The sequence below is a fragment of the Campylobacter lanienae NCTC 13004 genome (assembly GCF_002139935.1).
In the GTDB taxonomy this organism is placed as follows: Bacteria; Campylobacterota; Campylobacteria; order Campylobacterales; family Campylobacteraceae; genus Campylobacter; species Campylobacter lanienae.
In genome coordinates, this window is the sequence record NZ_CP015578.1 from 1,332,696 (window position 1) to 1,357,161 (window position 24,466).

General features: G+C 34.7%; 28 protein-coding genes. 2 read left to right on the forward strand and 26 right to left on the reverse strand.

The genetic code is table 11. From position 1 onward, the window contains the following. Positions 1-14: 14 nt before the first annotated feature. The gene (locus tag CLAN_RS06810) at positions 15-845 is read right to left on the reverse strand and encodes a prephenate dehydrogenase (protein ID WP_096014347.1); all 831 of its coding nucleotides are present in this window, start codon (positions 843-845) and stop codon (positions 15-17) included. Positions 846-970: 125 nt separating this feature from the next. Between CLAN_RS06810 and bamA the strand changes: the two genes are divergently transcribed. Then, entirely contained in the window at positions 971-3,241 is a 2,271-nt protein-coding gene (gene bamA, locus CLAN_RS06815) for an outer membrane protein assembly factor BamA (protein ID WP_096020297.1), read from the forward strand. A 25-nt stretch (positions 3,242-3,266) separates the two neighbouring features. Here the strand turns inward: bamA and CLAN_RS06820 are convergent, their stop codons facing one another. From CLAN_RS06820 to mqnP, 24 genes are all read right to left on the reverse strand, one after another. Next, positions 3,267-4,745 carry a Ppx/GppA phosphatase family protein gene (locus CLAN_RS06820; RefSeq protein ID WP_100590899.1) on the reverse strand — a complete coding sequence of 493 codons (1,479 nt, stop codon included), beginning with the start codon at positions 4,743-4,745 and terminating at the stop codon, positions 3,267-3,269. 10 nt (positions 4,746-4,755) lie between these two features. Further along, on the reverse strand, positions 4,756-5,979 hold the full coding sequence (locus CLAN_RS06825; protein ID WP_172618507.1) for a sensor histidine kinase: 1,224 nt from the start codon (positions 5,977-5,979) through the stop codon (positions 4,756-4,758). A 38-nt stretch (positions 5,980-6,017) separates the two neighbouring features. Next, entirely contained in the window at positions 6,018-6,689 is a 672-nt protein-coding gene (hsrA, locus tag CLAN_RS06830; RefSeq protein ID WP_096014344.1) for a homeostatic response regulator transcription factor HsrA, read from the reverse strand. 196 nt (positions 6,690-6,885) lie between these two features. After that, a complete protein-coding gene (locus tag CLAN_RS06835; RefSeq protein WP_096015510.1) occupies positions 6,886-7,203 on the reverse strand; it encodes a dihydroneopterin aldolase in 318 nt (105 codons plus the stop codon). Then, the gene (gene plsY / locus CLAN_RS06840) at positions 7,200-7,817 is read right to left on the reverse strand and encodes a glycerol-3-phosphate 1-O-acyltransferase PlsY (protein ID WP_100590900.1); all 618 of its coding nucleotides are present in this window, start codon (positions 7,815-7,817) and stop codon (positions 7,200-7,202) included. Before plsY ends, CLAN_RS06835 begins: the two co-directional genes overlap by 4 nt. Position 7,818: 1 nt before the next feature. Further along, a complete protein-coding gene (locus CLAN_RS06845) occupies positions 7,819-8,805 on the reverse strand; it encodes a beta-ketoacyl-ACP synthase III (protein ID WP_096014341.1) in 987 nt (328 codons plus the stop codon). Next, positions 8,802-9,794, reverse strand: a complete 993-nt coding sequence (gene plsX, locus CLAN_RS06850) for a phosphate acyltransferase PlsX (RefSeq protein ID WP_096016560.1) — start codon at positions 9,792-9,794, stop codon at positions 8,802-8,804. Before plsX ends, CLAN_RS06845 begins: the two co-directional genes overlap by 4 nt. Positions 9,795-9,802: 8 nt before the next feature. Further along, positions 9,803-9,949: a 50S ribosomal protein L32 gene (gene rpmF, locus CLAN_RS06855; RefSeq protein WP_086225358.1), complete on the reverse strand. Its 147-nt coding sequence runs from the start codon at positions 9,947-9,949 to the stop codon at positions 9,803-9,805. Position 9,950: 1 nt separating this feature from the next. Beyond that, complete coding sequence (locus CLAN_RS06860) at positions 9,951-10,316, reverse strand: DUF177 domain-containing protein (protein ID WP_096015613.1); 366 nt, start codon at positions 10,314-10,316, stop codon at positions 9,951-9,953. Between the two features lie 10 nt (positions 10,317-10,326). Further along, complete coding sequence (gene ndk / locus CLAN_RS06865; RefSeq protein ID WP_086227234.1) at positions 10,327-10,740, reverse strand: nucleoside-diphosphate kinase; 414 nt, start codon at positions 10,738-10,740, stop codon at positions 10,327-10,329. An 87-nt stretch (positions 10,741-10,827) separates the two neighbouring features. Further along, a complete protein-coding gene (locus CLAN_RS06870) occupies positions 10,828-11,112 on the reverse strand; it encodes a DUF362 domain-containing protein (RefSeq protein WP_096014337.1) in 285 nt (94 codons plus the stop codon). Between the two features lie 86 nt (positions 11,113-11,198). After that, positions 11,199-11,915, reverse strand: a complete 717-nt coding sequence (gene motB, locus CLAN_RS06875; protein WP_096014336.1) for a flagellar motor protein MotB — start codon at positions 11,913-11,915, stop codon at positions 11,199-11,201. An 8-nt stretch (positions 11,916-11,923) separates the two neighbouring features. Continuing rightward, positions 11,924-12,694: a flagellar motor stator protein MotA gene (motA, locus tag CLAN_RS06880; protein WP_096014335.1), complete on the reverse strand. Its 771-nt coding sequence runs from the start codon at positions 12,692-12,694 to the stop codon at positions 11,924-11,926. Between the two features lie 67 nt (positions 12,695-12,761). Beyond that, on the reverse strand, positions 12,762-15,386 hold the full coding sequence (gene polA / locus CLAN_RS06885; RefSeq protein WP_100590901.1) for a DNA polymerase I: 2,625 nt from the start codon (positions 15,384-15,386) through the stop codon (positions 12,762-12,764). Next, positions 15,364-15,693 carry an NUDIX hydrolase gene (locus CLAN_RS06890; protein WP_100590902.1) on the reverse strand — a complete coding sequence of 110 codons (330 nt, stop codon included), beginning with the start codon at positions 15,691-15,693 and terminating at the stop codon, positions 15,364-15,366. Before CLAN_RS06890 ends, polA begins: the two co-directional genes overlap by 23 nt. Positions 15,694-15,695: 2 nt before the next feature. Beyond that, positions 15,696-16,352, reverse strand: coding sequence for a 16S rRNA (uracil(1498)-N(3))-methyltransferase (locus CLAN_RS06895; protein ID WP_100590903.1), 657 nt, complete (start codon positions 16,350-16,352; stop codon positions 15,696-15,698). Continuing rightward, positions 16,349-16,756 carry a hypothetical protein gene (locus tag CLAN_RS06900; RefSeq protein WP_096015618.1) on the reverse strand — a complete coding sequence of 136 codons (408 nt, stop codon included), beginning with the start codon at positions 16,754-16,756 and terminating at the stop codon, positions 16,349-16,351. The genes CLAN_RS06895 and CLAN_RS06900 overlap by 4 nt, the downstream gene beginning before the upstream one ends. After that, complete coding sequence (locus tag CLAN_RS06905; RefSeq protein ID WP_100590904.1) at positions 16,753-16,932, reverse strand: hypothetical protein; 180 nt, start codon at positions 16,930-16,932, stop codon at positions 16,753-16,755. The genes CLAN_RS06900 and CLAN_RS06905 overlap by 4 nt, the downstream gene beginning before the upstream one ends. Then, positions 16,932-17,513, reverse strand: coding sequence for a 6-pyruvoyl trahydropterin synthase family protein (locus tag CLAN_RS06910; RefSeq protein WP_096015620.1), 582 nt, complete (start codon positions 17,511-17,513; stop codon positions 16,932-16,934). The genes CLAN_RS06905 and CLAN_RS06910 overlap by 1 nt, the downstream gene beginning before the upstream one ends. Before the next feature lie 3 nt (positions 17,514-17,516). Further along, positions 17,517-18,242, reverse strand: coding sequence for a 7-carboxy-7-deazaguanine synthase QueE (locus CLAN_RS06915; RefSeq protein WP_100590905.1), 726 nt, complete (start codon positions 18,240-18,242; stop codon positions 17,517-17,519). 2 nt (positions 18,243-18,244) lie between these two features. Beyond that, positions 18,245-19,216, reverse strand: coding sequence for a GTP 3',8-cyclase MoaA (gene moaA, locus CLAN_RS06920; protein WP_100590906.1), 972 nt, complete (start codon positions 19,214-19,216; stop codon positions 18,245-18,247). Further along, complete coding sequence (locus CLAN_RS06925; RefSeq protein WP_100590907.1) at positions 19,216-19,740, reverse strand: DUF6115 domain-containing protein; 525 nt, start codon at positions 19,738-19,740, stop codon at positions 19,216-19,218. Before CLAN_RS06925 ends, moaA begins: the two co-directional genes overlap by 1 nt. Continuing rightward, positions 19,730-20,236 carry a hypothetical protein gene (locus CLAN_RS06930; protein ID WP_096014325.1) on the reverse strand — a complete coding sequence of 169 codons (507 nt, stop codon included), beginning with the start codon at positions 20,234-20,236 and terminating at the stop codon, positions 19,730-19,732. Before CLAN_RS06930 ends, CLAN_RS06925 begins: the two co-directional genes overlap by 11 nt. Next, entirely contained in the window at positions 20,230-21,099 is an 870-nt protein-coding gene (mqnP, locus tag CLAN_RS06935; protein ID WP_100590908.1) for a menaquinone biosynthesis prenyltransferase MqnP, read from the reverse strand. The genes CLAN_RS06930 and mqnP overlap by 7 nt, the downstream gene beginning before the upstream one ends. Before the next feature lie 121 nt (positions 21,100-21,220). On the opposite strand from mqnP, the gene miaA reads away from it, so the two are divergent. Further along, entirely contained in the window at positions 21,221-22,102 is an 882-nt protein-coding gene (miaA, locus tag CLAN_RS06940; protein ID WP_100590909.1) for a tRNA (adenosine(37)-N6)-dimethylallyltransferase MiaA, read from the forward strand. On the opposite strand, the gene CLAN_RS06945 is transcribed toward miaA, so the two are convergent. Then, positions 22,085-24,460 (reverse strand): tetratricopeptide repeat protein, encoded by a 2,376-nt coding sequence (locus CLAN_RS06945; protein WP_100590910.1) that lies wholly within the window; start codon positions 24,458-24,460, stop codon positions 22,085-22,087. The genes miaA and CLAN_RS06945 overlap by 18 nt on opposite strands. Between the last annotated feature and the right edge of the window lie 6 nt (positions 24,461-24,466).

Consider the following 24,466-nt stretch of genomic DNA (forward strand, 5'->3'; position numbering starts at 1 on the left):
CAATAAATGGTATCTTAGAGTATCTGCCTTAACTCACCTGCTGCTTCCATCCACTCTTTTAGCTCATCCCATTTCTCATCTTTAATCATATTTTCACAAATTTCAAGCTCTTTTTTAAACGCCGTAATCGCTTCTAATAGATTATCTTTATTTTGTTTAAAGATATCGCTCCACATTTGCGGATTGGATTTTGCTATCCTTGCCATACCGCTAAAACTCCCACCAGCTAAAAGCAAAATATTTCGCTTATCTTCTTCTTTTAGAGTTGAATTGACCAAACTATAGCTAATAACATGCGGTAAATGCGAGATAATCCCCACATGATGATCGTGGCTTTTTGAGTCCATAAATACTATTTTCATCCCAGCATGGCTTAATATCTCAACTGCTCTTTTGACATGAAATTCACTAGCATTTTTATCATCACACACCACAACCACAGCGCCATTTAATAAGGTTTTAAAAGCAGCCCTTGGCCCTGAATTTTCAGTCCCAGCCATAGGGTGAGCCGCTACAAAATTATTGCGAATTTCAATAGGACAAGAGCGGAGAATCTGCGCTTTTGTAGAGCCTAAATCCACAATTGTAGTGCTTTTTGGGATATCTTTTAAATCACGCATCACTTTGATAATCGCCTCAACAGGAATAGCCAAAAATATCATATCACAGCTCTTTTTCATCTCTTCAAAGCTGATTATATCATCAACTAAACCTAAATTTAAAGCCTCTTTTTCATTATCTTTATTTAGATCATAGCCACTAACTCTAGATATTAATTTCATATCTTTTAACGCTAGGCCTAAAGAGCCGCCAATAAGCCCAAGTCCGATTATTCCTACATGCATAATATTTCCTTGATTTTTAGCCCAAGATTATATCTAAATTTAACCTAAAATAGTATTTAATAATTCAAATGTTAATCAATTTATGATACTATTTCCAAAGCAATTTTATAAGTAGGTAAATTTATATGAAAAAAGCAGTAATCTCAAGCTTTATTATGGTCGCTTCTATGAATGCTATACAGATCCAAAGCATCAAATTTAACGGACTTTTACACTTATCAGATGAGAGTGCATCTGATATTAGCGGACTTAAGGTTGGTAGCGAATTTAATGATGAAATCGCCAATAAAGCTATTATAAATTTATATAAACAAGGCTATTTTGAAAATATCTATATTGAAGAAAATGATGGCAATATCGTAGTAAATTTAAGCGAAAAGCCAGTAATTGCTAAAATCGATATAAACGGCGTTGTTACCAATGATCAAAAGGCAATTGAGCAAATAATCGATATCAAAAAAGGTCAAATGTATGATGAGTTTGCCCTAAATAACACCAAAATTAGAATTCGCCAATTTTATGAAGCTCGTGGATATTTCGATACTGTCGTAACTACAGATATCGCTCCAATTAATGAAAATAAAAACTCTCTTCACATTACACTTACCGTAAATCGTGGCGAAAATATCACCATTGAAAATATTCATTTAATCGGCTCAGATGCTCTTGACTACTCAGATATTGAGCCTGTGGTGGCAAATAAAAGTCGTGAATTTATGGGCTGGATGTGGGGTTTAAATGATGGCAAGGTTAAAATTTATGAATTAGCTAATGATAGCCAAAATATCCATAACGAATATCTCAAAAAAGGCTATCTAGACGCTAGTGTATCAGCGCCTAGCTTAAATGCTTATTTTGATAATTATAAGGCAGATTTGTTATACTACATTAATGAGGGTGAAGTTTATAAAACTGGTAATATATCTATAAATGCACCTGAATTTTTAGAGCTTGATAGCGATGAGATTATCAGTGATTTTAAGCTACAAAAAGGCGATATTTTAAATTCAACCAAGATGAAAGCAGATGCTAGCAAACTTGAAGATTTGGTGGCAGATAAGGGTTTTGCTTATGTTAAAGTCTATCCACGCACCAACAAAAATAGCGATTTCACAGCTGATATAATCTATGATGTGATCCCTGAAGAAAAGGTCTATATAAGAAATGTTATAATCAGCGGAAATGACCGCACAGCTGATCGGATAATAAGGCGTGAATTATACCTAACTGAAGGAAATTTATACAACAAAACTGATTTAATAGATTCTAAAAACGCCCTAAAAAGAAGCGGATATTTTGAAGATGTCCAAATCATAGAAAAGCGTATAGATAAAGATCAAATAGACCTAGAAGTAGCAGTCAAAGAGACAACAACTGGTAGCATTGTAGGCGGTATAGGATATGGTAGCACCGATGGGCTTTTATTAAATGCTGGTGTGAGCGACGCAAATATCTTTGGGACAGGGTATAAAGGTAGCATTATGGTAGATAAAAGCGACGATACTCTAAGTGGCAATATAAATTTAACCAACCCAAGAGTAAATGACTCACTATATAGTCTAGGTGGAGGAATCTTTGCTAATGACTATAGCTGGGATGACTATGATGAGCAAAATTATGGTGCTAATATCATCGGTGGTAGGCAGATTGGAAGATATGTAAATGTATATCTAACTTATCAAATAGAAAGAAGCGATATAGAAGGATTGGATGAATTCTATAAAGAGGCTGGATACCAAAACGGCGTAAATATCAAAAGCTCTCTAACTCCAAGCATTACATTTAATAACACAGATGATTACTATATCCCACGAAGTGGATTTATCGCATCAACTAGCTTTGAGTATGCTGGTCTTGGTGGCGATATGGAATTTTTAAAGAACAGAACTACATTTAATGCCTATCAAGGCCTACAAGAATACATAAATATGGATCTTATATTAAGATATAAATCTGGATTTGGGTATATATTTAACGATGATAGCGAGAAACTCCCAATCAATGAAAAGCTATTTTTAGGTGGGATTAACTCCGTTAGGGGATATGAGAGCAGATCCATCACCCCTAAGAAAAATATATGTAACCCAAAAACAAATAATGGCGGTATAATTCCTGGTTGTAAGATGGTAGAAACTGGTGGCAAAATTAGCTTTAATAACTCATTTGAGCTTAGCTTCCCTATCATTAATCGCCTTAAAATGCGTGGGGTGCTATTTTATGATTATGGTATGATCGGCAATAGCGATATCAATGATATCAAGCGATCTAGTGCTGGTGCTGGGATAGAGTGGATGACGCCTATTGGGCCTTTACAGCTATTCTACGCTCAAGCTCTTGATGACAAAGAGGGCGATGAAACTAGCAGTTTTGAATTTACAATTGGTAGAAGATTTTAGCTGAATTTGGCTTAGGCCAAATTCACTACTCAAACGATATCGCAAAAATCGCTGGTTTAATCAGCTTTCTTATCTCATCTTTTAACATCAAAAATTCTTTTGCCCCTTTGATATACAGCGTATTAGACGCAAATTCAAAGCTTATATTTGGACTTAGACTCAAAGCAGCCCCAAGACTAAGCAAGAAGCTAAGCCACCTAATAATCTCAATATCTGGAAGCAGATTTTGGAATTCACCCAAATTATTTATAGTTTTGCCTTGATACTCTATAATAGAAGCTATTAAAGCCTTTTGCTGATGCGTGTAGCCGTAATTTAGAGCATTTTTCACAAGATATCCACTATGAGAATTCTCCAAATAAAAACCAACACTTCTACCGATATTATAGAGTTTAGAAGCGATTATAAGTTCATTTAAATAGCTTGGATTAAGCTTATGAAGTGGCGCTAAAATCTCAAATAGAGCCTTTACATGCTTTGTAGTAATACTATTATCACGCTTAGCAAATCTATCTTGAAGGCTCCTAAGACTTGGATTAAAGCCTTTTGGAAAGGCTATTTTATACTTTTGTGGCATTTGGATTAGCTCTTTGGATTTTAAATTTGGACGAAGCAAATTAGTCAAAAATACCCCCTCTCTAATCCCAACACCGCTAGTATAAACCATCCTAGCTTTTAAATTTTTAGCCGCAGCACTAAATATCATCGCACCTTGTCTAATAGTATCAAAGCGATCTTTTTTAATCCCTATAATCTTTAAATCCAACTCATTATCAATAGCAATTTTATTAATCAAATCCATATAATCACTATATTTATAAGTAAAATTATGAACCAATCTAATAGGATGATTTTGTAATTGTATAATAGCGCCCGATATCGCTCTTAAACTCCCACCTATTGCTATTATATCTCTACTAGCAAAATGCGGCGGAATTGTATCTATGATATCTTGAGTAAATTTTAAAGCTCCATTGATATCACCCTTATCAAAAAAGAGCTCTTTAAGCCTAACAGTCCCAAGATTTAATGAGATAATATCAACAATCTTCCCATCAATAATCTTAGCTAATTCAGTAGAACCCCCACCAATATCAATAGTTGTCGCCTCATCAAGTGGCGTAAGCAAATTCAAAGCAGCTATCCCACCATAAAAGGCCTCCATATCACCACTTATCACACGCAAATTTAGCCCCAATTCACGCCTTATGCGATTGATAAAGAGATTTGAATTTGGCGCATCTCTTAATGCCGAAGTCCCAGTACATAAGACTTTACTAACCTTATAAATAGATAAAAAATATTTGAATTCCTTAAACGCATTTAGGACATTACTCATAGCGCTCTCTTGTAAAACTCCGCCCTTTTCATACGCCCCCTCGCCTAATCTCGCCTTGACTTTATACTCACGAAGTATGAAAAATCCAAGCCTACTTGTCCGCTCAAATATCGCCATTCTAGCTGAATTTGACCCTAAGTCAATGACTGCAACTCTCTTTGACATTAAATCTCTTTTATATAAATTTCTGTTTTTTATACTTATTATTTCTAATTGGCAAAATAAATGTAGCTATAGTTCCACTTCTATCGGTGCGATTACGAAGTTCTATATTTCCGCCAAGAGCTTGAGCCGCACCCTTAGCCAAAAAGAGTCCCAAACCAGCACCACTGCTATTGCCATATCGCTTAAATGGAGCAAAGAGATCCTTGCTCTCATCTATCCCTATCCCCTCATCAATTACTTTAACAATAAATTCGCCATTTATAAGAGTTGAGCTAATCTCTATTATGGCTCCTTTTGGCGAAAATTTAATAGCATTTTGGACAAAATTTTGTAAAACATGTAAAAACAAAGTAGGCTGAATCATAATCTTTAAGCTATGCGGTCTTAATTTCATCTTAATATCCTTATCATCACCCTTTGCCAAAATCAAAAAATTATTGCCAATATCATTGATATAAGATATCATATCAGTCATCACAGGCTGCTCGAACTGCGCTCCTTCTTGCCTACCAATCTCTAAAATTGAGCTAATCATCTTATTCATTTGATCTATAGCTTCGTTATTGTTTTTGAGTGTTTCAATATATTTTTGCGTATCTCGCTCTTTGATTAAAGTCACTTCGTTTTTAGTTTTCATTACAGAAAGTGGCGTTTTAAGCTCATGTGCCGCCCCTATAAAAAGCTCTTTTTGATACTGGACAAAGGTCAAAATCCTGCCGATTAATCTATTTACCCCATCGCCTAAAGGCTTGAATTCAATAGGCAACTCATCAGTCTCAACCTCTTGTAAAAATCTCTCATTTAACTCTCCAAGTTTCAAACAAAAAGATCGCAACGGCGCAAGCAACATCCTAGATAAAAATAGAGCATAAAATAGAATCAAAAATATAGCCGTAGCATTGATAATCAAGATATCGACTAAAATTTGTTCTACGATCAAACTATACTCGCTAGTGTTTTTTGTGAGTATCAAAATTCTATTTTGAAATGGATAATAAAGAGTAAGATAGGTGCCGTTATCATCTTTGGTAGAGACAAATTCAGCCCTAGTTAAATTCTCATCATTTGGTATAATTTTGATTAGATCAAAGCTCTTATCTTGATACTCTAAATCAATTATCTCAGGCTTTGAAGAGATATTTTTGGCCTCAAAAGTGAGATTTTGAACTATATTTTCAAAAATTGTAATCTTAATATAATGATATAACATCACCGAAAATATCACAATTAGCATCGTAGAAGCTGATGCTAATTGTAGAGCGAATTTAGCTCTTAAGCTTTTTTGGGAAAGCAAAATCTATATCCACGGCGTCTTACTGTTTCTATTGTTGAGATATTTAATGGTTTATCCATTTTTTGGCGAATTTGATTTATTGCTACTTCAATTACATTTGGAGTTACTAGCTCTGGCTCTTCCCAAATCGCATCTAATAACTGCTCTTTGCTTACTATTTGATCACTGTGTCTTGCTAAATGAGTTAAAACTTCAAATGGTTTGCCCTTTAATTCTATCTCTACGCCCTGATATGTGATTTTCTCTTCATCAGGATCTATTGTTAGATCATCAATCTTTATCACATTTGTCCCACCAAAGCGAAGTCTGGCCTCTAATCTAGCCACCAAAATATCAAAATCAAAAGGCTTTTTGATATAATCATCAGCACCAGCTTTAAACGCCTTAATCTCACTCTCTTTATCATCTTTTGCTGAAATTATCACCACAGATGTGCGTGGTGATTTTTGTTTAATAACATTAATCAAATCAATTCCATCGCCATCTGGTAGCATAAGATCACTAAGCACAAGATCATAGTTGCGAATACCAATGAAATACTCTGCATCGTTAAAATTCTCTGAATTATCCGTTTGATAACCAAACTCTTGTAAGCCTTCAGCTATCGTTTTGCCCAGCGTTGTTTCATCCTCAACTATCAAGATTCTCATCAGTTTTTCCTTAAAAACAAAAAATTTAATGCGGAATTATAGCAAAATTTAAGCCAAAATTCAAGAAAATATAAAATTATATTAAGATAAGATAAATTTTAGCCTTTGTTACGATATAAAACTTACCTTAAATATATTCTACTCTAATTTAAATTTATTAAAAGATTAAATTTAAGCCTTAAATTAAAAAAATATTTTAATAATTCTTTAATATTTTTGCCCCTACAATCGCATTTGGCACAATCTCAATCTTTGAAATTTTCATATAAAATTTAGTTAAACTAGGATAGGTAGCTTTAAATTTAATAGCAAAATACTCAAGGGCATCTTCTACTTTATAAAATTTATTTTCATTAAATTCTCTTTGAGTTATCTCGCAAACAGCAGCATAATCCACAAATTCATAAGCCTCAAACTCCATGCTAACGCAAATTTTTTGAGAATTCACTCTCTCAAAATCCAAAAGCCCAATTATAGTATCAAACTCAAGATTATCAACAAAAACGCTAATCAAATAACTTTACTCTCAGCACCGCTAATTAAACGTTTGATATTTGGTATATGCTTATAGACCACTACAAATGCGATTATCAAAACCGGCGCATGAGTATTGATACTAGGCATATCATAATGAAATATAAATGATGAAACCACCATAGTCAAAAGAGCAACAAGAGAAGCAAGACTAGATACCTTAAGTATCTTACCAGTAATAAACCAAACCACAACCGCCACTATCAATTCAATAGGCAAAAAACAAGCCAAAACTCCAGCACCAGTAGCTATACCCTTTCCACCTTCAAACATCAAATACGGAGAAAAACAATGCCCTACAACTGCCAACACTCCCATCGCCCACAGAGTAGAAATATCAAGATTAAATATAAATTTAGCTACCAAAATAGGTATCACACCCTTTAAGGCATCACAGATAACAGTCAAGATAGCAAGCTTTTTAGCAAGGGTTGGATTGTTCTCTTTTATCACTCTTAAAACATTAGTTGCGCCTATGCTTTTGCTACCACTTTTTTTGATATTTACCCCGCCAAATAGCAATCCAAATAGCAACCCAAAAGGCACCGCACCGATCAAATAAGCTAACAAATAGGCTATTAAATTTTCGTTCATATTACTTCCCACCAAAATGAAGTATCGCAGACCCCCAAGTAAATCCACCACCAAAAGCATCAAGTAGCATTAATGAGCCACTCTTAAGCCTACCACTTTCATAAGCGTCATTTATAGCCATGGGGATAGAAGCCGAGCTTGTGTTGCCATATTTTTGCACAGTTACAACGCACTTAGAATCATCGAAATTTAATCTTTGTTTCACGGCTTCTATAATTCGTAAATTAGCTTGATGAGGAATGAAAAGATCAATCTTTTCAGGGGGAATTTGGTTTTTTTCTAAGATATCAACTACATCTTTAGTTAGGGTATTTACAGCGATTTTAAAGACATCATTGCCAGACATTTTCATAAAATTTAGCCTTTGCTCAATGGTTTGGCTATTTGCTGGATTTACAATCGCACATCCAGGAGTTATGAGTAGATCGCCCTTACTTCCATCACTTGAGGTATGTACATCAATTATATGATTATCGCTAGACGCACTTATAACAGCAGCACCCGCACCATCACCAAACAATATACAAATACTACGATCACTCCAATCCATAATAGTGCTAGTCTTCTCGGCGCCAACTATCAAAATATTTTTTTTTGCGCCACTCTCTATCATAGATTTAGCAACCTCTAAAAGATAGATAAAGCCTGTACAAGCAGCGCTTATATCAAATGCCGTTATCCCTTTTAACCCAAGCTTATTAGCAATCACGCACGCAGTAGATGGCATACAAAAATAATCAGGCGTTATAGTAGCACATATTATAGCATCTATTTCACTCTTATCTAAATTTGAACGCTCTAAGGCTTGAAGAGCCGCCTTATAGCCAAGATCACTAGTAAATTCATCCTTAGCAATGCGTCGCTCTTTGATACCAGTTCGCTTAGTGATCCACTCATCACTAGTATCAACCATCTTTTCTAAATCTAAATTTGTAAGCACACCGCTAGGAGCATAAGCACCAATAGATATCAAAGAAGCCTTAATCATTTCTCAAACTTTGTAAGCTCATCTAAAATCACCTCATTTATCTTTGATTCTGAGAATTTTAGAGCTTGGAAAATTGCGTTTTTGATCGCTTTTGGGCTAGATTTACCATGACTTATAATCACACAATCCTTAACCCCAAGAAGTGGCGCTCCACCATACTCATCATAATCGATTTGATTTTTAAGTTTTTTAAATACACCACGCATAAGCATCGCACCCAAAATAGCAAATGGTGATTTTTTAACATTTTGTTTGATAATTTTTGTAATTGCACTAGCGACACCCTCGCCAGTTTTTAACAAAATATTTCCGACAAAACCATCACAAATAATCACATCAACACTTCCATCAAAAATTTGATTTCCCTCTACATTTCCGATGAAACTATCGAGTTTTTTAAGCATCTCAAATGTCTCTTTTGTGATCTCATTTCCTTTACAATCTTCTTCTCCATTGCTTAATAAGCCTATCTTAGGATTATTAATTTTCATAATCTCCTTAGCATAAGCATAGCCCATAATCGCAAATTCAAATAGATTTTCAGCCTTGCAATCAACATTAGCACCGACATCTAAGACAAGAGTTTTTTTATTAGTTTGTGTTGTAGGCATCAAAGTAGCGATCGCCGGTCTGCTAATACCCTTAATCCTACCAAGACGCAAGGTTGCTAGACTCATACTAGCACCACTATGACCAGCAGATACTACAGCCTTACACTCGCCATTTCGCACTAGCTCAATAGCTTTATATATGCTACTATCTTTGCGTTTTAATACATCAGTAGCACTCTCATCCATACCAAAAATTTCATCAGATTGGATAAAAGTAATAAATTTCAAATACTCTTGCGGAATAAGGGATTTTAGATTAATCTCATCACCAACTAAATAGGCTTGAAACTCTCTTTGCTTTAAAGCTTCTACAACTCCAGATATGATTGGCTCAGCACCAAAATCCCCGCCCATAGCGTCAATTGCTATCTTAACCATTATATCTATTAATACTCGCCAGTTGTTCTATTTACACGGTGAGGCATTTTCCAGCTACCATCTTTATCTTTTACAGGCATTGGTAATGTAACTTTATAGTGAGTTCTGCGTTTTGCAGCTCTTGTATGACTCACTCTACGCTTAGGTACTGCCATTTTATTCTCCTTTTAAAATTTTACACTTATCGCAATAAAAATAGTCACTTTTGTAGGCTTCTAATTCACTGATTAATATCTCATCAGTATCTATCTGGCCATTGTAGAATTCTATAGTATTGCTTAGTTCATCATCTTTATCTTTATATATTCCATCGCTTAGATATAAATTCAACTCTTCATTTAAGTTTAAAACTATATCCGCACCGCAACTATCGCAAATATGATCTAATTTGCCAGTTAAATATCCATCGCATTTGGCTAAATTTAGAGAAAATTTTTTAATATTTCCACTAAATTTAACCTCATCGATGCTGCTTTCAAAATTAATAGGTATAGCACTTAGCCTATCAAAGCGAATTTTCAATATTTAAACCTTAGCAGATCTCTCTACTAGCAAAGAAAAATGCAATCTCGATTTTAGCATTTTCTAAACTATCGCTACCATGGACTGCGTTTGCGTCAATGCTCTCAGCGAAATCAGCTCTAATAGTTCCTGGAGCAGCTTCTTTAGGATTTGTAGCGCCCATTAATTCTCTATTTTTAAGCACTGCATTTTGACCTTCAAGCACCATTACTACCACTGGGCCACTAGTCATAAATTCGACTAAATCATTGTAAAATGGCCTACTGGCATGTACCTCATAAAATTTTTTAGCATCTTCAACGCTTAATTGTACTTTTTTGGCTGCTGCGATTCTAAGCCCATTGCTTTCGAATCTATCTATAATTTTGCCTATTACGCCTTTTTTGGTTGCGTCAGGTTTGATTATTGATAGAGTTTGTTCCATATGGATCTCCTATAATAAGGTTTTAAAGGCGTGATTATATCAAAACTAAACTTAAAAAAATAGTAATCTTTTGAATTTATGATTATATTAAGCTATTACAGCGTTTGTGCCGTCCCTTAACTCTTTGCTAATTTCACTTCTGCTTGGCTGACCATCTACTACATCACTCCATACAATACAGCCATCAGTTGGACAGGCACTTGCACATGCTGGTTCATCATTGTGTCCTACGCATTCGACACATTTATCAGCATAAACATAATATGTATCTTCACCTGTTGGGTTATCACTATCATCTACAATCGCATTTACTGGACACTCATCTATACAAGAACCGCAACTAATACAAATATCAGTAATTTTTACCGCCATTTTCATCTCCTTAAATTTGATAAATTTAGCAAAAAGATTATCAAATTTAAACTTACATATAACTTAATATGAAATGATAATGATTATTATTTAAGCTCACTAAGTATATCTAAAACTGATTTTTGTAACGCCTTTTCTTTGACATCAATCTTGAAATATATTTTAGCGATTTTTAGGTCGCTATTCATTATTTTTACGCTATCTCCAAAAGATGTGATTCTCATTCTTTTGCTATCTACGCCACCATTTGTAAGCATCGTAAATACACTATAAGCACGCTCAATCCCAAGTCTATAATCAGTCGCATAATCACCAAAATCATCTGCGTAACCTCTTATTTCTACCGCTACTGATTCTGGAATTTTATTAATAATCATAGCTACGATATTGATAAAATTTATCACATCTGGGTTATAAATTTTTGAGCTTTGTGGATCAAATTTAATACTTGCTGGCAAGTCAATTGCTATTTGATTTTCAGCTTGGTCTAGTGTGACTTTATACCTTTCGTTATTGGCATTGACATTAACAGCAGCTTGGGTTTGTGTTTGGACTGCGATACTAGGACTATCAAATTCCTTACTACTATTTGATGTTTTACTACTCTCTTTAAGAGATTTTGTATCTGGGAATTCAAATATCTTTATAAATTCAGTTTTTAAAGCTTCAACCTTAGCTTTATTTACTGCTGAAATCGCATAAAGCGCAATAAAAAGAGCCAAAAGCAAAGAGAGGAAATCCGCATAAGGGACGGCCCATTTCTCGCCTGCTGGACACTCTGGACACTTCTTCTTCTTTGCCATGTTTTGCCTTAATTAAATTGAGAAATTCTAGGTTCGTTTTTGTCTAAGAAATTAAATAATTTCGCCTCTAAACTTCTTGGGTTTGCCCCTTCTGCAATACCTACTAACGCCTCTAGAATCATAACTTTTTCTTTAACTATATCTTTAGCATTTCCTATAATCTTCATCCCCCAAGGCCCAAAAAAAGCGTATGAGCCCATGATTCCAGTAACTGTAGCTGTAAATGCCCCTGCGATACCAGCGGCCATCGCAGCAGGATTATCAAGAAGTTGAAGTGCTAGCATCAGACCCATAACCGCACCAACTAGCCCAAAAGTTGGACAACTCTCACCCGTGCGAATCCAAAAATGCCCACACTCATGATAATACTCCTCAGTAGTCTCAATAGATAGCTCCAAATGCTCCTTAACCTCATCAATAGGCTGACCATCGACTAACATACTAAGGCCGGTTTTTAAAAACTCATCTTCTATAGCTACTGCTTTTTGCTCTAATGATAAAATCCCATTTTTTCTAGCTAGAGTGCTGTATTCTACTAGTTCATTGATCCTAGCTGTCATATCTACGCCAGAGCCTTTAAACGCGATTTTAAGCTCTTTAAAAGCTGCTTTAATATACTTTTTGTTTGTTGCAGTCATCGCTGAGAACATAGCTGTAGGGATAACGATAAGAACAGAGCTAATATGTAAAACATGTAAAGGGTTTCCCCCTTCTAAAATATCGCCAACAGATATACTAGTAACAGCCAATACCATACCTAAAATAGTAGAAAGATCCATAAAAACCTCATTTGAAAAATTATTAAATTATTACATAAAGTAACAAAAATTTAACTGAATTTAGAAATTACTTGAGCTCGCCCCAGTTTTTTGCTACATTATAATTCACAACTAAAGGCACATTTAAGCTCACTATCTCGCTCATAATTTTAGCAATTTTTAGCCCAAATTCATCAACCTTTTCATCTTTAACTTCAAAAATCAGCTCATCGTGAATTTGTAAAAGCATCTTTTCATCGCTTAAAATTTTATCAATTTTTAGCATTGATAGCTTGATTATATCAGCTGCACTGCCTTGAAATTTGGTATTTACAGCTTCTCTTTCATACATCGCAAGTTGCATAGGCGAGGCGTTAGAGAAGTCAAAATACCTTCTTCTGCCAATCAATGTTTGGACAAATCCATCGCTTTTAGCCTGATCTTTAATGCTTTGTAGATACTCTTTAACACTGCTAAATGCGGCAAAATATCTAGCTATATACTCTTTTGCGGCCTTTTTGTCTATACCTAGATCACTGCTTAATTTATTAACCCCCATTCCATAAATTAAACCAAAATTTATGGATTTTGCGATACTTCTGTTGGTATCATTTAACTCACCAAAAATATTGATTGCTGATTTGGCGTGTATATCTTCACCACTTTTAAAAGCCGATATCAAGGCACTATCGCCACTAAAATGCGCTAAAAGCCTAAGCTCTATTTGAGAGTAATCAAGGCTCAAAAAGCTATAACCATCTTTAGCTTCAAAAACAGATCTAAAAAGCTTAGCGTAATTCCCACGAGCGGGGATATTTTGTAAATTTGGATTTTTGCTTGCTAGGCGACCAGTGGCCGTGCCAGTGTGGATAAAGCTAGTATAAACTCTGCTATTTTCATCTTTTAAGGCTAAATTTAAAATCGGTTCGCAATATGTGCTTTGAAGCTTATAAAGCTCTCTATATTCTAAAATTTTAGCTATGGATGGATGAGCGTCGCTAAGCTCTTTAAGCACGCTTTCATCGGTGCTATAACCGGTTTTGGTGCTTTTTTTGCTCGGTAATTTAAGCTCATCAAAAAGCACTTGGCCTAGCTGTTTTGTTGAGTTGATATTAAATTTCATCCCACAAAGCTTATAAATTTCACCTTTTATCTCATCAAGCGCTATCTCATTTTGGTCTATTAAATTCCTTAGTTTTGCCCTATTTACGGCTATTCCATTAGCTTCCATATCAAGCAAAGTTAGTATAAAATCAAACTCAATATCATAAGCAATTTTTAGCATTTGACTGCTAAGTTTTTTACTAAAAGTGTTATAAAATCTAAGCGTCACCCAAGCATCTTCTGCGGCGTATTTGGTGGCGCTTTCTAGCTCCACACTAGCAAAATTATCGCCACGCTTTACTACATTTTCAAATTTAATAGTATCATAATCATACAATTTTTTAGCCAAAGCATCCATCCCTACGCTACTGCTAGGGTCATCTAGCCACGCCATTATCATTGTATCTGCGTAGCGTTTTGGCGGATTTAGGTTAAAATTATTTAGTATAACCTTAAAATCATATTTGAGATTATGCCCTATTACAAAGGCTGAGTAAATCCGCTCAATAGCCCATAAAGCCGCCTTTTGGCTTATCATCTTTGGGACACCTAAATAGCTGTGATTTATAGGGACATAATAGCTTTTTTGCTCATTAAAGCAAAAACTAAATCCAACAATCTTAGCCTCTTTGGTTTCTAAGCTAGTAGTTTCAGTATCAAACGCTATCAATGTATCACTACTAATATCAGATAAAATCTCTTCAAGCTCGCTATCATCGGTTATCAAAATTGGCTCAAAGCTAAGATCTTTTTGTCTATCTTCAAGGTTTAAAGTAGCCAAAAGGCGATTTAAAGAGTACTCTTTTAGGATATCTTGAATTTTTATTAATGGGTTATAATCTGGGAATTTGGCACTTGATAGATTTGGGGTTTGGAGTCCATCATATAAGGTTGCTAATTTTTTGGATATAAGGGCACTATCTTTGCCATCAAAAAGCAAATTTTTGGTTCGTTCGCTTCTGACTTGATTTAAATTTTCATATAAATTCTCAATACTCCCAAACTCATCTAAAAGCTTCTTAGCCCCCTTATCTCCAATACCCTTAACCCCTGGGATATTATCAGCACTATCACCTGTCAAAGCTAAAAAATCACGCACCTGCTCTGGATACACACCATACTTTTCATAGCAACCATCTCTATCATATAGCTCTTTTTTGGCTGGACTATAGATATTTACCCTATCGCTAATTAACTGATATAGATCCTTATCATGGGTTACGACTTTGATAAATAGATCATTTTGTGGGTTGTTTTTGATAAAACTTGCGATTATATCATCAGCTTCATATCCATCAACTCTTAAACTACATAAGCCCATTTTTTCAATCATATCAATACAGATTGGCAACTGCTCTTTAAGCTCTTTTGGGGCTTCGGAGCGATTGGCTTTGTAATTTGGGTCTATATCATTTCTAAATGTTTTTGAGCCGCTATCAAGGGCAAAAACTATATAATCACTATTAAAATCTTGCTTTAAATTCGCTATGAAATTGGCAAATCCATGGATCATTCCACTTGGTTTTCCATCATTAGTTTTTAAGCTGCTCATTGCGTAATAAAGGCGAAAAAAGAAGCCAAAAGTATCAATTATCGTTAGAGTTTTCACGCTTTCTCCTAAATTTATCACATATCTTACAAAGTCCAAATTTCTCAGCCATATTTTTAAATCCAATTAAAATAAAAGCCCCTATATAAATTCCACAAAAATCTTCTATAAATCCACTCACAAGCCCCCAAAATCCAATCCCATCAGGTCTAAGCAACAACAAATATATACTAAAACTAACCGCACAGACCAAAAATATCCACTTTTTCCATCTTTGAATATCATAAAACAATCCGATAAAAAAGCCCGGCAAAGCACAGATTATAGCACGCATTAAGCTTACTATTAAGACTATTATAATTTCCATAATCACACCAAAAATTTACTAGCAACGCCGATAATAGCACTATTTGAGCGAAGAATATAAGGTGAGTTTATAGCGAATTTGGCCGGTATTTTATCTCTTTCACTTTGGCTAAATCCACCCTCAGGCCCCACAAATAGCATATACTCACCATTAAATCTATCCAAACTCTCACCGCCAAAATCCACCAAGGCTATATCTTTTTTATACTCTAAAAGCTCATCCACGCTATCAAATATAGCAATCTCCATGATGGAATTTCTACCACACTGCTCACAACTACTAATCAAAATTCTCTCAAATCTCTCTAAATTTAGCTTAAAATTCCTTTGCGAAAACTCACAATAGACTAAATTTAACCGCCCCACTCCAAGCTCATTTAGAGTAGGCAAACTCTTTTCTATCACGCTACCATCCACAACCGCCCAAGCTAATTCAAATTTATGTTTAATAGGGCTTATGAGTGATTTAAATACCAACTCCAAATCCGCACTACGCCTATTTATGGATTTGATCTCATAAATGTAGCTATAGCCATCTTTTAAATTTCTTATATCCACCCTTTGGCCAAGGCTTAATCTAAGGGCTTTTAAGTGGCTAAAACTATCGCCACTAAGCTCGATATTTTCAGCATTTGCCCTCTCATGATAGATAAATTTCATAAGGCAATTCCTATATAAGTTCCTAACCCTACAATGATAAATTCGCAAATTATCTTAATAAGCATAAATTTTTTAAATTTAGCAAATTCTCTATTGATTCTAACGGCTTTTAACCGCTTAAATCCAATCGCCCCAAGCGGAATGAGCGATATCCAACAAACTATCATTACCCAAATAGATAAGCTCATAGAAAAGTGTAAAATAGCCAAATTAAGCATCCCAGTAAAAAATATAAATGCCATAAAAATATAATATGTAGGCAAGAAATACATAAGTCGTTTAATATAACTAAATTTAGCCGTATCGCCTATAAATACAAGCCCCAAATGTAAAACCAACAACCCCAAAAGCACCTTGACAAATAGAAGGTGTAAGCCAATGCTCATCTCATAAGTCTCTATCATTCTGCCACCGGCATTGGAGGAAAATCGCTATCTATACTTGCGTTGCCATCGCTTTTGGCTATCGGGACATCTGGTGGCGGGATCTCGATTGCGTTATTTAAGCTCTTTTTTGGCTCTTTATCATCACAACCATAAAAGCTAAAAATCACCAAAAATATCAAGGTTAATCTTCTCACTAGCACTCCTTTGGATTTATAAATTTACTACCATTTTTGAGCTTTTCATAAAAGTCAAAATCACTCCACTCTTCTTTGATCCCATCGCTAAAGATTATCTCATCTAAATTTATTATCCCCATTTTAGGGCTATAGGCATCTTCTTTAAAGCATTGCGCATAGCCTGTGGCTGTCTCATGGACAATAATGCTATATAGCTCCACACCCTTTTCGCCATTTTGCATGATAGATTGATTAAGTAGCTTATCAATTAAGACAAAAAACACACGACTAAAATGCTCAGCACTTGGATTATAAGGTAGCTCTATCCAGCGTTTAGAGTGCTTTTTCATATCATTTTTATACCCAATCTCATCATTAGCATAAAGCGTCGTAGTGTGATCAAAACTATCAATAATCATCCTGATATATTGCTTCATAAGGCCAAAGTCATACACCATCCCAGCAGCGTCTAAATACTCAGATTTAAGTAGCACCTCACACCTGTAGCTATGGCCGTGGATACTCTCTTTACACCGCTTTGAGCTACAAAATCTCACTATATGAGCATTTTCAAAATCATAAATTTTTCTAATTATCATATTCTAAACTCCATCTAAATCATTCCAAATTCTAATATGCAATCTATCACTATAATTAAATCCATTTTTTATAGCAAAACTCGCCACGCTTTTGGCATTTTGGTTTAATTCATCTTGGTTTTTAGCTAGCGGCATACACCACACTTCGCCATTTTGGATAGATAAAATCTCCTTAATCTCATCAAATTCATTAGCCGTAGTTACAAATTTATAGAAGCAATCAGCGTTATTAAATAGCGATTTTAGGGCTTTTTTGTTGATTCTTTTGTGCGCTGGCTCACCACTTATAGATAGCTTTACACTCACTGCGAAGGTGCATTTTTTGTAAATTGGATATTTGGCAAAATCAATCTCAATAGTCCCATTGCTCTCAAACTGCACACTAAATCCAACGCTAAAAGCATACTCAAGAAATTTAATTAAATCCCAATCACTATGGTATAAAAGCGGCTCGCCACCGGTTATAATGATCAAAGGCTTATGCTTTAAACTAATGAGCAAACTACTCAAACGCTCAAAATTGAATTTTTCATAGCTAAAATGTGATGATTGCGCTGCTTTAATGGTATCACAACCTAATAAAATTTCACCATTTTTAGGTGATTTCATAATAGACCCAAAGCCTTGACATCTTAGGTTACAACCAGCAAGGCGGATAAAAAAGGCGTTTTTGCCTTGATATCGCCCTTCGCCTTGAATGGAGTGGAAATACTCAACTACCTCAACCATCTCTAACCACCAGTTTGGTAAAATGCCCTACTAGAAATCTCGCCTTTACCATCATTTTCCCATCTATTTTTCTCTGGTTTTGTCTCTAAGACCTCTTTTAAAATCTCCATAGCCCTAGCATAATTCCCATCTCTCATAGCCTCTTTTATGCTCTTGCCATCTTCATAGTATAAACAAGGTATCAAAAGCCCATCAGCACTTAATCTAAGCCTATTGCAACTCGCACAAAAATCATGTTTATGCGGATCTATAATTCCAAATTTATATCCATCGCTAGTTTCAAATAGACTAGATGGGCTATTTGGGCTTTTGGTAATCTCTTTTATACTATATTTTTTAGATAAGATATCTAAAATTTCATCTTTTTTAAGCCCTTTTATATCGCTACTTGCGTGAGTATTTTCCATAAATTCAATATATCTAATCTGTGCATTTTTGCTCCTAGCAAATTCCAAAAGCTCTATAATCTCATTATCATTTATCCCACGAAGTACAACGCTATTTAGTTTGATACCAAAGCCCTCTTTTTCAGCCTCATTAATTCCATCTAAAACTTGATTTAAGACATCTTTTCTAGCTATGAAATTTGCCTTTTTAACATCCAAAGTATCAAGCGAGATATTTAATCTTTTTAGCCCTGATTCTTTTAAGATTTTCGCCTTTTGTTTTAGATAATATCCATTTGTTGTCATAGCTAGATCAAGATCTGGTTTATAATCATTTATCATTTTTACAAATTTTTCAATATCTCTTCTTACTAAAGGCTCCCCGCCGGTTAATCTAATCTTTTTAACTCCATTATCAAGGCAAATTTTAACAAACCCAAACATCTCTTCATAGCTCAAAATCTTGCTCTTTTCTAAGCCATTAAACTCACCATCTTCAGGCATACAATACCTACATTTAAAATTACAAAGCTGAGTTACTGAAATACGCAAATAGTCAATAACCCTACCAAATTTATCTACTAGCATTATATCTCTTTTTTAAATTTCAAAATCATAGTAACCTGCCCCACTCCAAGCTGTAAATCCCTAGCTATCGCCTCTGGCGTTTTACCAGCTCTAAACATCTCTACAACTCTATTTTCATTATTTGCTTCAAAGCTAGGTGGAGTAATCTTGCCTATACTTTTGGTTCGCTCTTCTAGGCTATAAAGCCTCTCTTGTTGTTCATCTTTGATCTCATTTACGGCCTGTTCTATGATATGGACATTTTGTAAAATTGGGGAGATTTTTTGGATTAATCCTTCATTGATTTTTAGCTCTATTATATGATTTATCTCATCCATATCTATATCATTTTTGATAATCTCTTGTGGTTTGGCGTTATCTTTAATCTGCTTTTTAAGCTGATAATTCTCTTTGATAAGCCCTTCTATCGCCAATTCAAATTTAGAAAATTTCGAATTAATCTGCTTCTCTCTAAGCCAAAAAATCGCCCCAAAAACAGCTAAAAGAAGTATAAAAGCGATATAAAGTAATAACTCATTGCTCACTATTTTTTGCCTTTCTAATCTCTAATCTATCACTCTCAGCCACAAAGGCATTCCACTCTTTTTCATTTCCTCTTGAAAGCTTTAAAATTTTCGCACATTTTGGCGTGAGTGCTTTGAAATATATCAAGACTTCACGCTTTATAAATAGTGGTAAATTCACTCTAGCAAAGTAAATTCCCCCCACTTCCAAGCACTCATTATCAAACTCAAAACCCTCATACCCAATTTTGCTTGTTAATTGAGTAAATTTAAGCGGTTTTGGCGGTGTGTGTTGATTTTTGATAATATTTGATAATTCATCTACCTTTTTATATAATTCAACGAGTAATTTTATCGTTAATGGATCGCTATTTTCACTCTCTCCACGCACCTTTTCGTGACTTAACCACTCATCTATATTGCTTCTACTTTGGTTGAATTCAGCCTCATATTTATACTCTTCATCAGGCTCAAAGCCGATCTCAACCCTACCATTAATCAACCTAAAATCTACCATAAACTCACCAATACAAAGATAAAAAATATTATTCCCAAATATCCATTAAGAGTAAAAAACGCCCTATCTATCTTGCTAAAATCCCGCCTAACAATCCTATGCTCAAAATACAAAATCACCCCACTAATCCCCACACCGATAAAACCAGCCACTCCAAGCCCAGCACCAATAGCAAAAAGCAGCCAAAAAAGTATAGTCAAAAAATGAAAAATCCCACAAATAAACATAGCAGCCTTCGCACCATATACGCTAGGGATACTAAACAATCCTACCTTTTTATCATACTCCATATCTTGAAGTGAGTATAAAATATCAAATCCAGCCACCCAAAACACAACCCCAAATGAGAGCAAAAGCACCCACAAAGGCACCTCTCCTAGCACCGCTATCGCCCCAGCAATAGGCGAAAGCCCAAGGCAAACTCCAAGCATAATATGAGCCAAAGCAGAAAATCTCTTAAAATATGAATACACCCCAAGAAGTGCTAAAATCGGAAAACTAAGCCAAAATGCAAGAGAATTTATAAAATAGGCCACAATCACAAAAATAAAAGCATTAATCCAGATAAAAATTAATAAATTTCCACTGCCAATTCTGCCATCTACGCTTGGACGAGAGGCGCATCTAGGATTATCCTTGTCAATATCTCTATCCAAATAGCGATTTGCCCCCATAGCGAAATTCCTAGCACTAACAGCGCACAAAATACCTAAAATCAAAAGCTCCCAACCAAACCAAATTGAGTTATTTAAGCTCTTAGATGCCACTATCATCGCTACAAATATAAATGGCAGAGCAAAAATAGAGTGCTTAAAGACAATTAACTCATCAATATCTTTTAAAATTTTAATAAATTTTGACATATTTTTCCTTTTAAGGGTGGTATTTTAGCGAAATTTAACTAAATTTATATTGATAAAATAGCGAATTTAAGCATATTGGGACATTTGATTAGATAAAATATCAAAAATTAAAGAGCGTAAAATGTATAGTGAATTAGCAATTATCGGCACTACAGCAAGTGGCAAAAGCGATTTGGCTATCAAGGTAGCTAGAGAGTTTAATGCGGTGATTTTAAGCCTTGATTCTTTGTGTTTATATAAAGAGATCGATATCGCAAGTGCTAAGCCTAATAAGGATGAGCTAGAGCTTGTTAGCCATTTTGGGATTGATCTTGTTATGCCTGATATGGATTTTTGTGTGGGAGATTTTATAGATGAGTATAAAAAGGCCAAGCTATACGCACAGCAAAATAACTCCATGCTAATTATCACCGGCGGAAGTGGATTTTATCTAAAATCAATGCTAAGTGGTCTATCGCCTAAAATTGAGCCTTTGAAAATTAATATAAGTGATGATGAAATTTGGGATTTGGTAGTGGAGATTGATAAGGAATTTTGCGCTAAATTTAGCAAAAATGATAAATTTCGACTTCACAAATGGTATCAAATTTACGCCCAAACCAATGAAATTCCAACTCAATGGCTACGGCTTAACACTGGTGAGCCGGTGATTAAAAATTTGACTATTTATGAGCTAGTGTGGGATAAATTTGAGCTGATAGAGCGCATCAAAACTCGCACCAAAAATATGCTTGAAAATGGCTTAATAAATGAAGCTAGATATCTATTTGGGCGTTATGATAGCGCATTAAAACCGCTAAATTCCATCGGTCTTAAAGAGGCTAAAGATTATCTTGATGGTAAGATAAATCTAAATGAGCTAAATGATCTGATCACAATTCACACAACGCAACTAGCCAAGCGACAAAGAACATTTAATAAAAGCTTTAACTCCATTAAAATTGATGCTAAAAATTTAAATTTAGATAAATTTCTAACTCAAATATCAAATTCCATCAACTAATCGCTTTTGCTCCAAGCAAAGCTCTCTCCACTCGCTATTTTCAGCTATATTTAAGCACTCATCTACATATGGTGCGGCGGCTTTTGGGTTGTTTTGTGAAATTTCGATTTGGGCTATTTTGTGTAGGGCTCTAGCTCTATTTTGCGGTTGTAGGTTTTTATTTAAAAGCTTTAAAATCACATTTTTAGCCTCATCAAATTCCAAATCCATAGCTAAATTCTCAGCGTATATGAAGTCCGCTTCTGGGCTAAATGTATCGATATTAAGTTTATTTTGTAGATCTAAGACTCTTTTAGAATACTCTTTAGCTACTTTATCGCCCTTGCTATTAGCATATATCATAGCAGCGTCATACGCCTCAACTAGCATTATATCGATACCTCTTTTATCTTTTAGTGTATCCAAAGCTCTGATTGCCTCATCAAATCTATCTAATTTTAAAAGTGAGTAAAATCTATAAATTATCGCTTCGCTTGGATCGCTATATGGCACCTTACTAGCTAGTTCTACAGCCTTAAAGCTACTATCTATAGCAGCGGTGAATTTAGATAGTTGGTAGTTGATTTTAGTTAGATTATTTAACCAAACTACTCTATTATTTAAATTTGGCTCATTTAAATTGGCTTGAGTAAGATTATAAGCTTGATTGTATCGTTTGGTTCTATAATAGCAGTTAAATAGCTTTAATTGATCAGCTACTTTACTTTGGATATTGTATTTATCACTCAAAGCCACGACATCTAAGCAATCTGAGCTTTGATTATATCTATTAGCTAAGCTCAACGCCGATGCCTCCATCATATCTGTGATATCACTTTGATTTAAATCCAATATTAAATTATTTAAGCTCAAAATATCATTATATTTTTTCTCTTCAAAGCTTAATTTAACCTCTTCTATAAGTGCCATATCAGCAAGCTCTTGACCTGGATATTTGGCTAATAAATTTTTATAATGAGAGTGTCTCTCATCGCTATTTCTATCAGGCAACTCAAAAAATAGCCTATCAAGAGCATACTCTATCTCGCTATTAAATTCATTATCGGCAAATTCACTCTTATATTTTTGTAGATACTCATACGCACTTACTGGCTCACTCCCACGCACTAGCGTAGCCCCAAGCTTCCTAAGGCTACTCTCATAATACCCATCATGTAAAGTAGAATCCAAAAAAACAGCCTTATATATCTTAGCTGCAGTATCAAATAGACTGTTTGCCCTTAACTCATCGGCAATCTCTAGGCTATAACTTTTATCAGATATTATAAATTTAGGATTTGTTATAACTACTTTATCTATATATTGAGCTGCTTCTAAAAATCTTTGTTGAGATAGATAAATTTTAACTAACCTAAATGTTGCTTCACTAGCGATATCAACATCATTTGAGCTATACAATACATCTTCATAAAATCTCATTGCGTCATTTAATTTACCACGAGATGCTAGATAGTCAGCATAGCCTATTATAGCCTGTTTTGTCCAGTTGTCATTGCTATGTTCAGTCATCAAAATATCTAATATATACTCCGCATCATCAAAAAGATCGCTACTGATATTTGCTATCATATTGATATATAAAATTTCAGGGTAGTTTCTATCTGAGCCGTTAAATCTCATCCAAACTTTGGATAGATCAATTATATTTTTATTTATCGCTTGTATGGCTTGGTATTGGGTCTCTTCTTTGACTAGTTTATCTAAAGAGCGAATTTGGTATAGCAAAAACTCACCCACAAATATGCTATCTGGGTGCATATTTATCGCCTTTTGACTCTCGTTAATTACCTCTTGATAATTTTGACGCTCGTAATTTCTTTTGACTAGGAGATAGATCCCCATATCGCCATTTTCATTATATGTGATTGGCTCTTTATTTAGATCCAAGGCACCAACGCTTGGATGAAGTAAATTTGGGTATTTGATAGGGAATTCAATCCCCTTTATATAGCTTGTATCTAGCTCATTTAATCTCTTATTTATATTGATTGTGAAGTGTTTGGAGCGATTGGTTTTATCAGCTAGGGAGTTTTGAGAATCAAATAATCTATTATTGACATTAAATATTCTAGATGTTATCTTAGGCTCTATTATCACCACAAACCCATCATTTAAAGGATAAAATCCGATTTTGGCAAATGGTAGATCTTGGTTTTTTAAATTTTGATTTAATTTAGTAAAAACCCTACAGCTATATACTTTATTTTCTTGGTTATTTCTCTCATCACAAATCATATCCTTATCATCTTGAAGATGTATGATATAATAGGGATTTCCATCATGTTTACCACTATTAATGCTAAATGTAAAAGCGCCTAAATAAGAGCAAAAAAATATGAAAAAAGCTATATATCTCATGGGCGA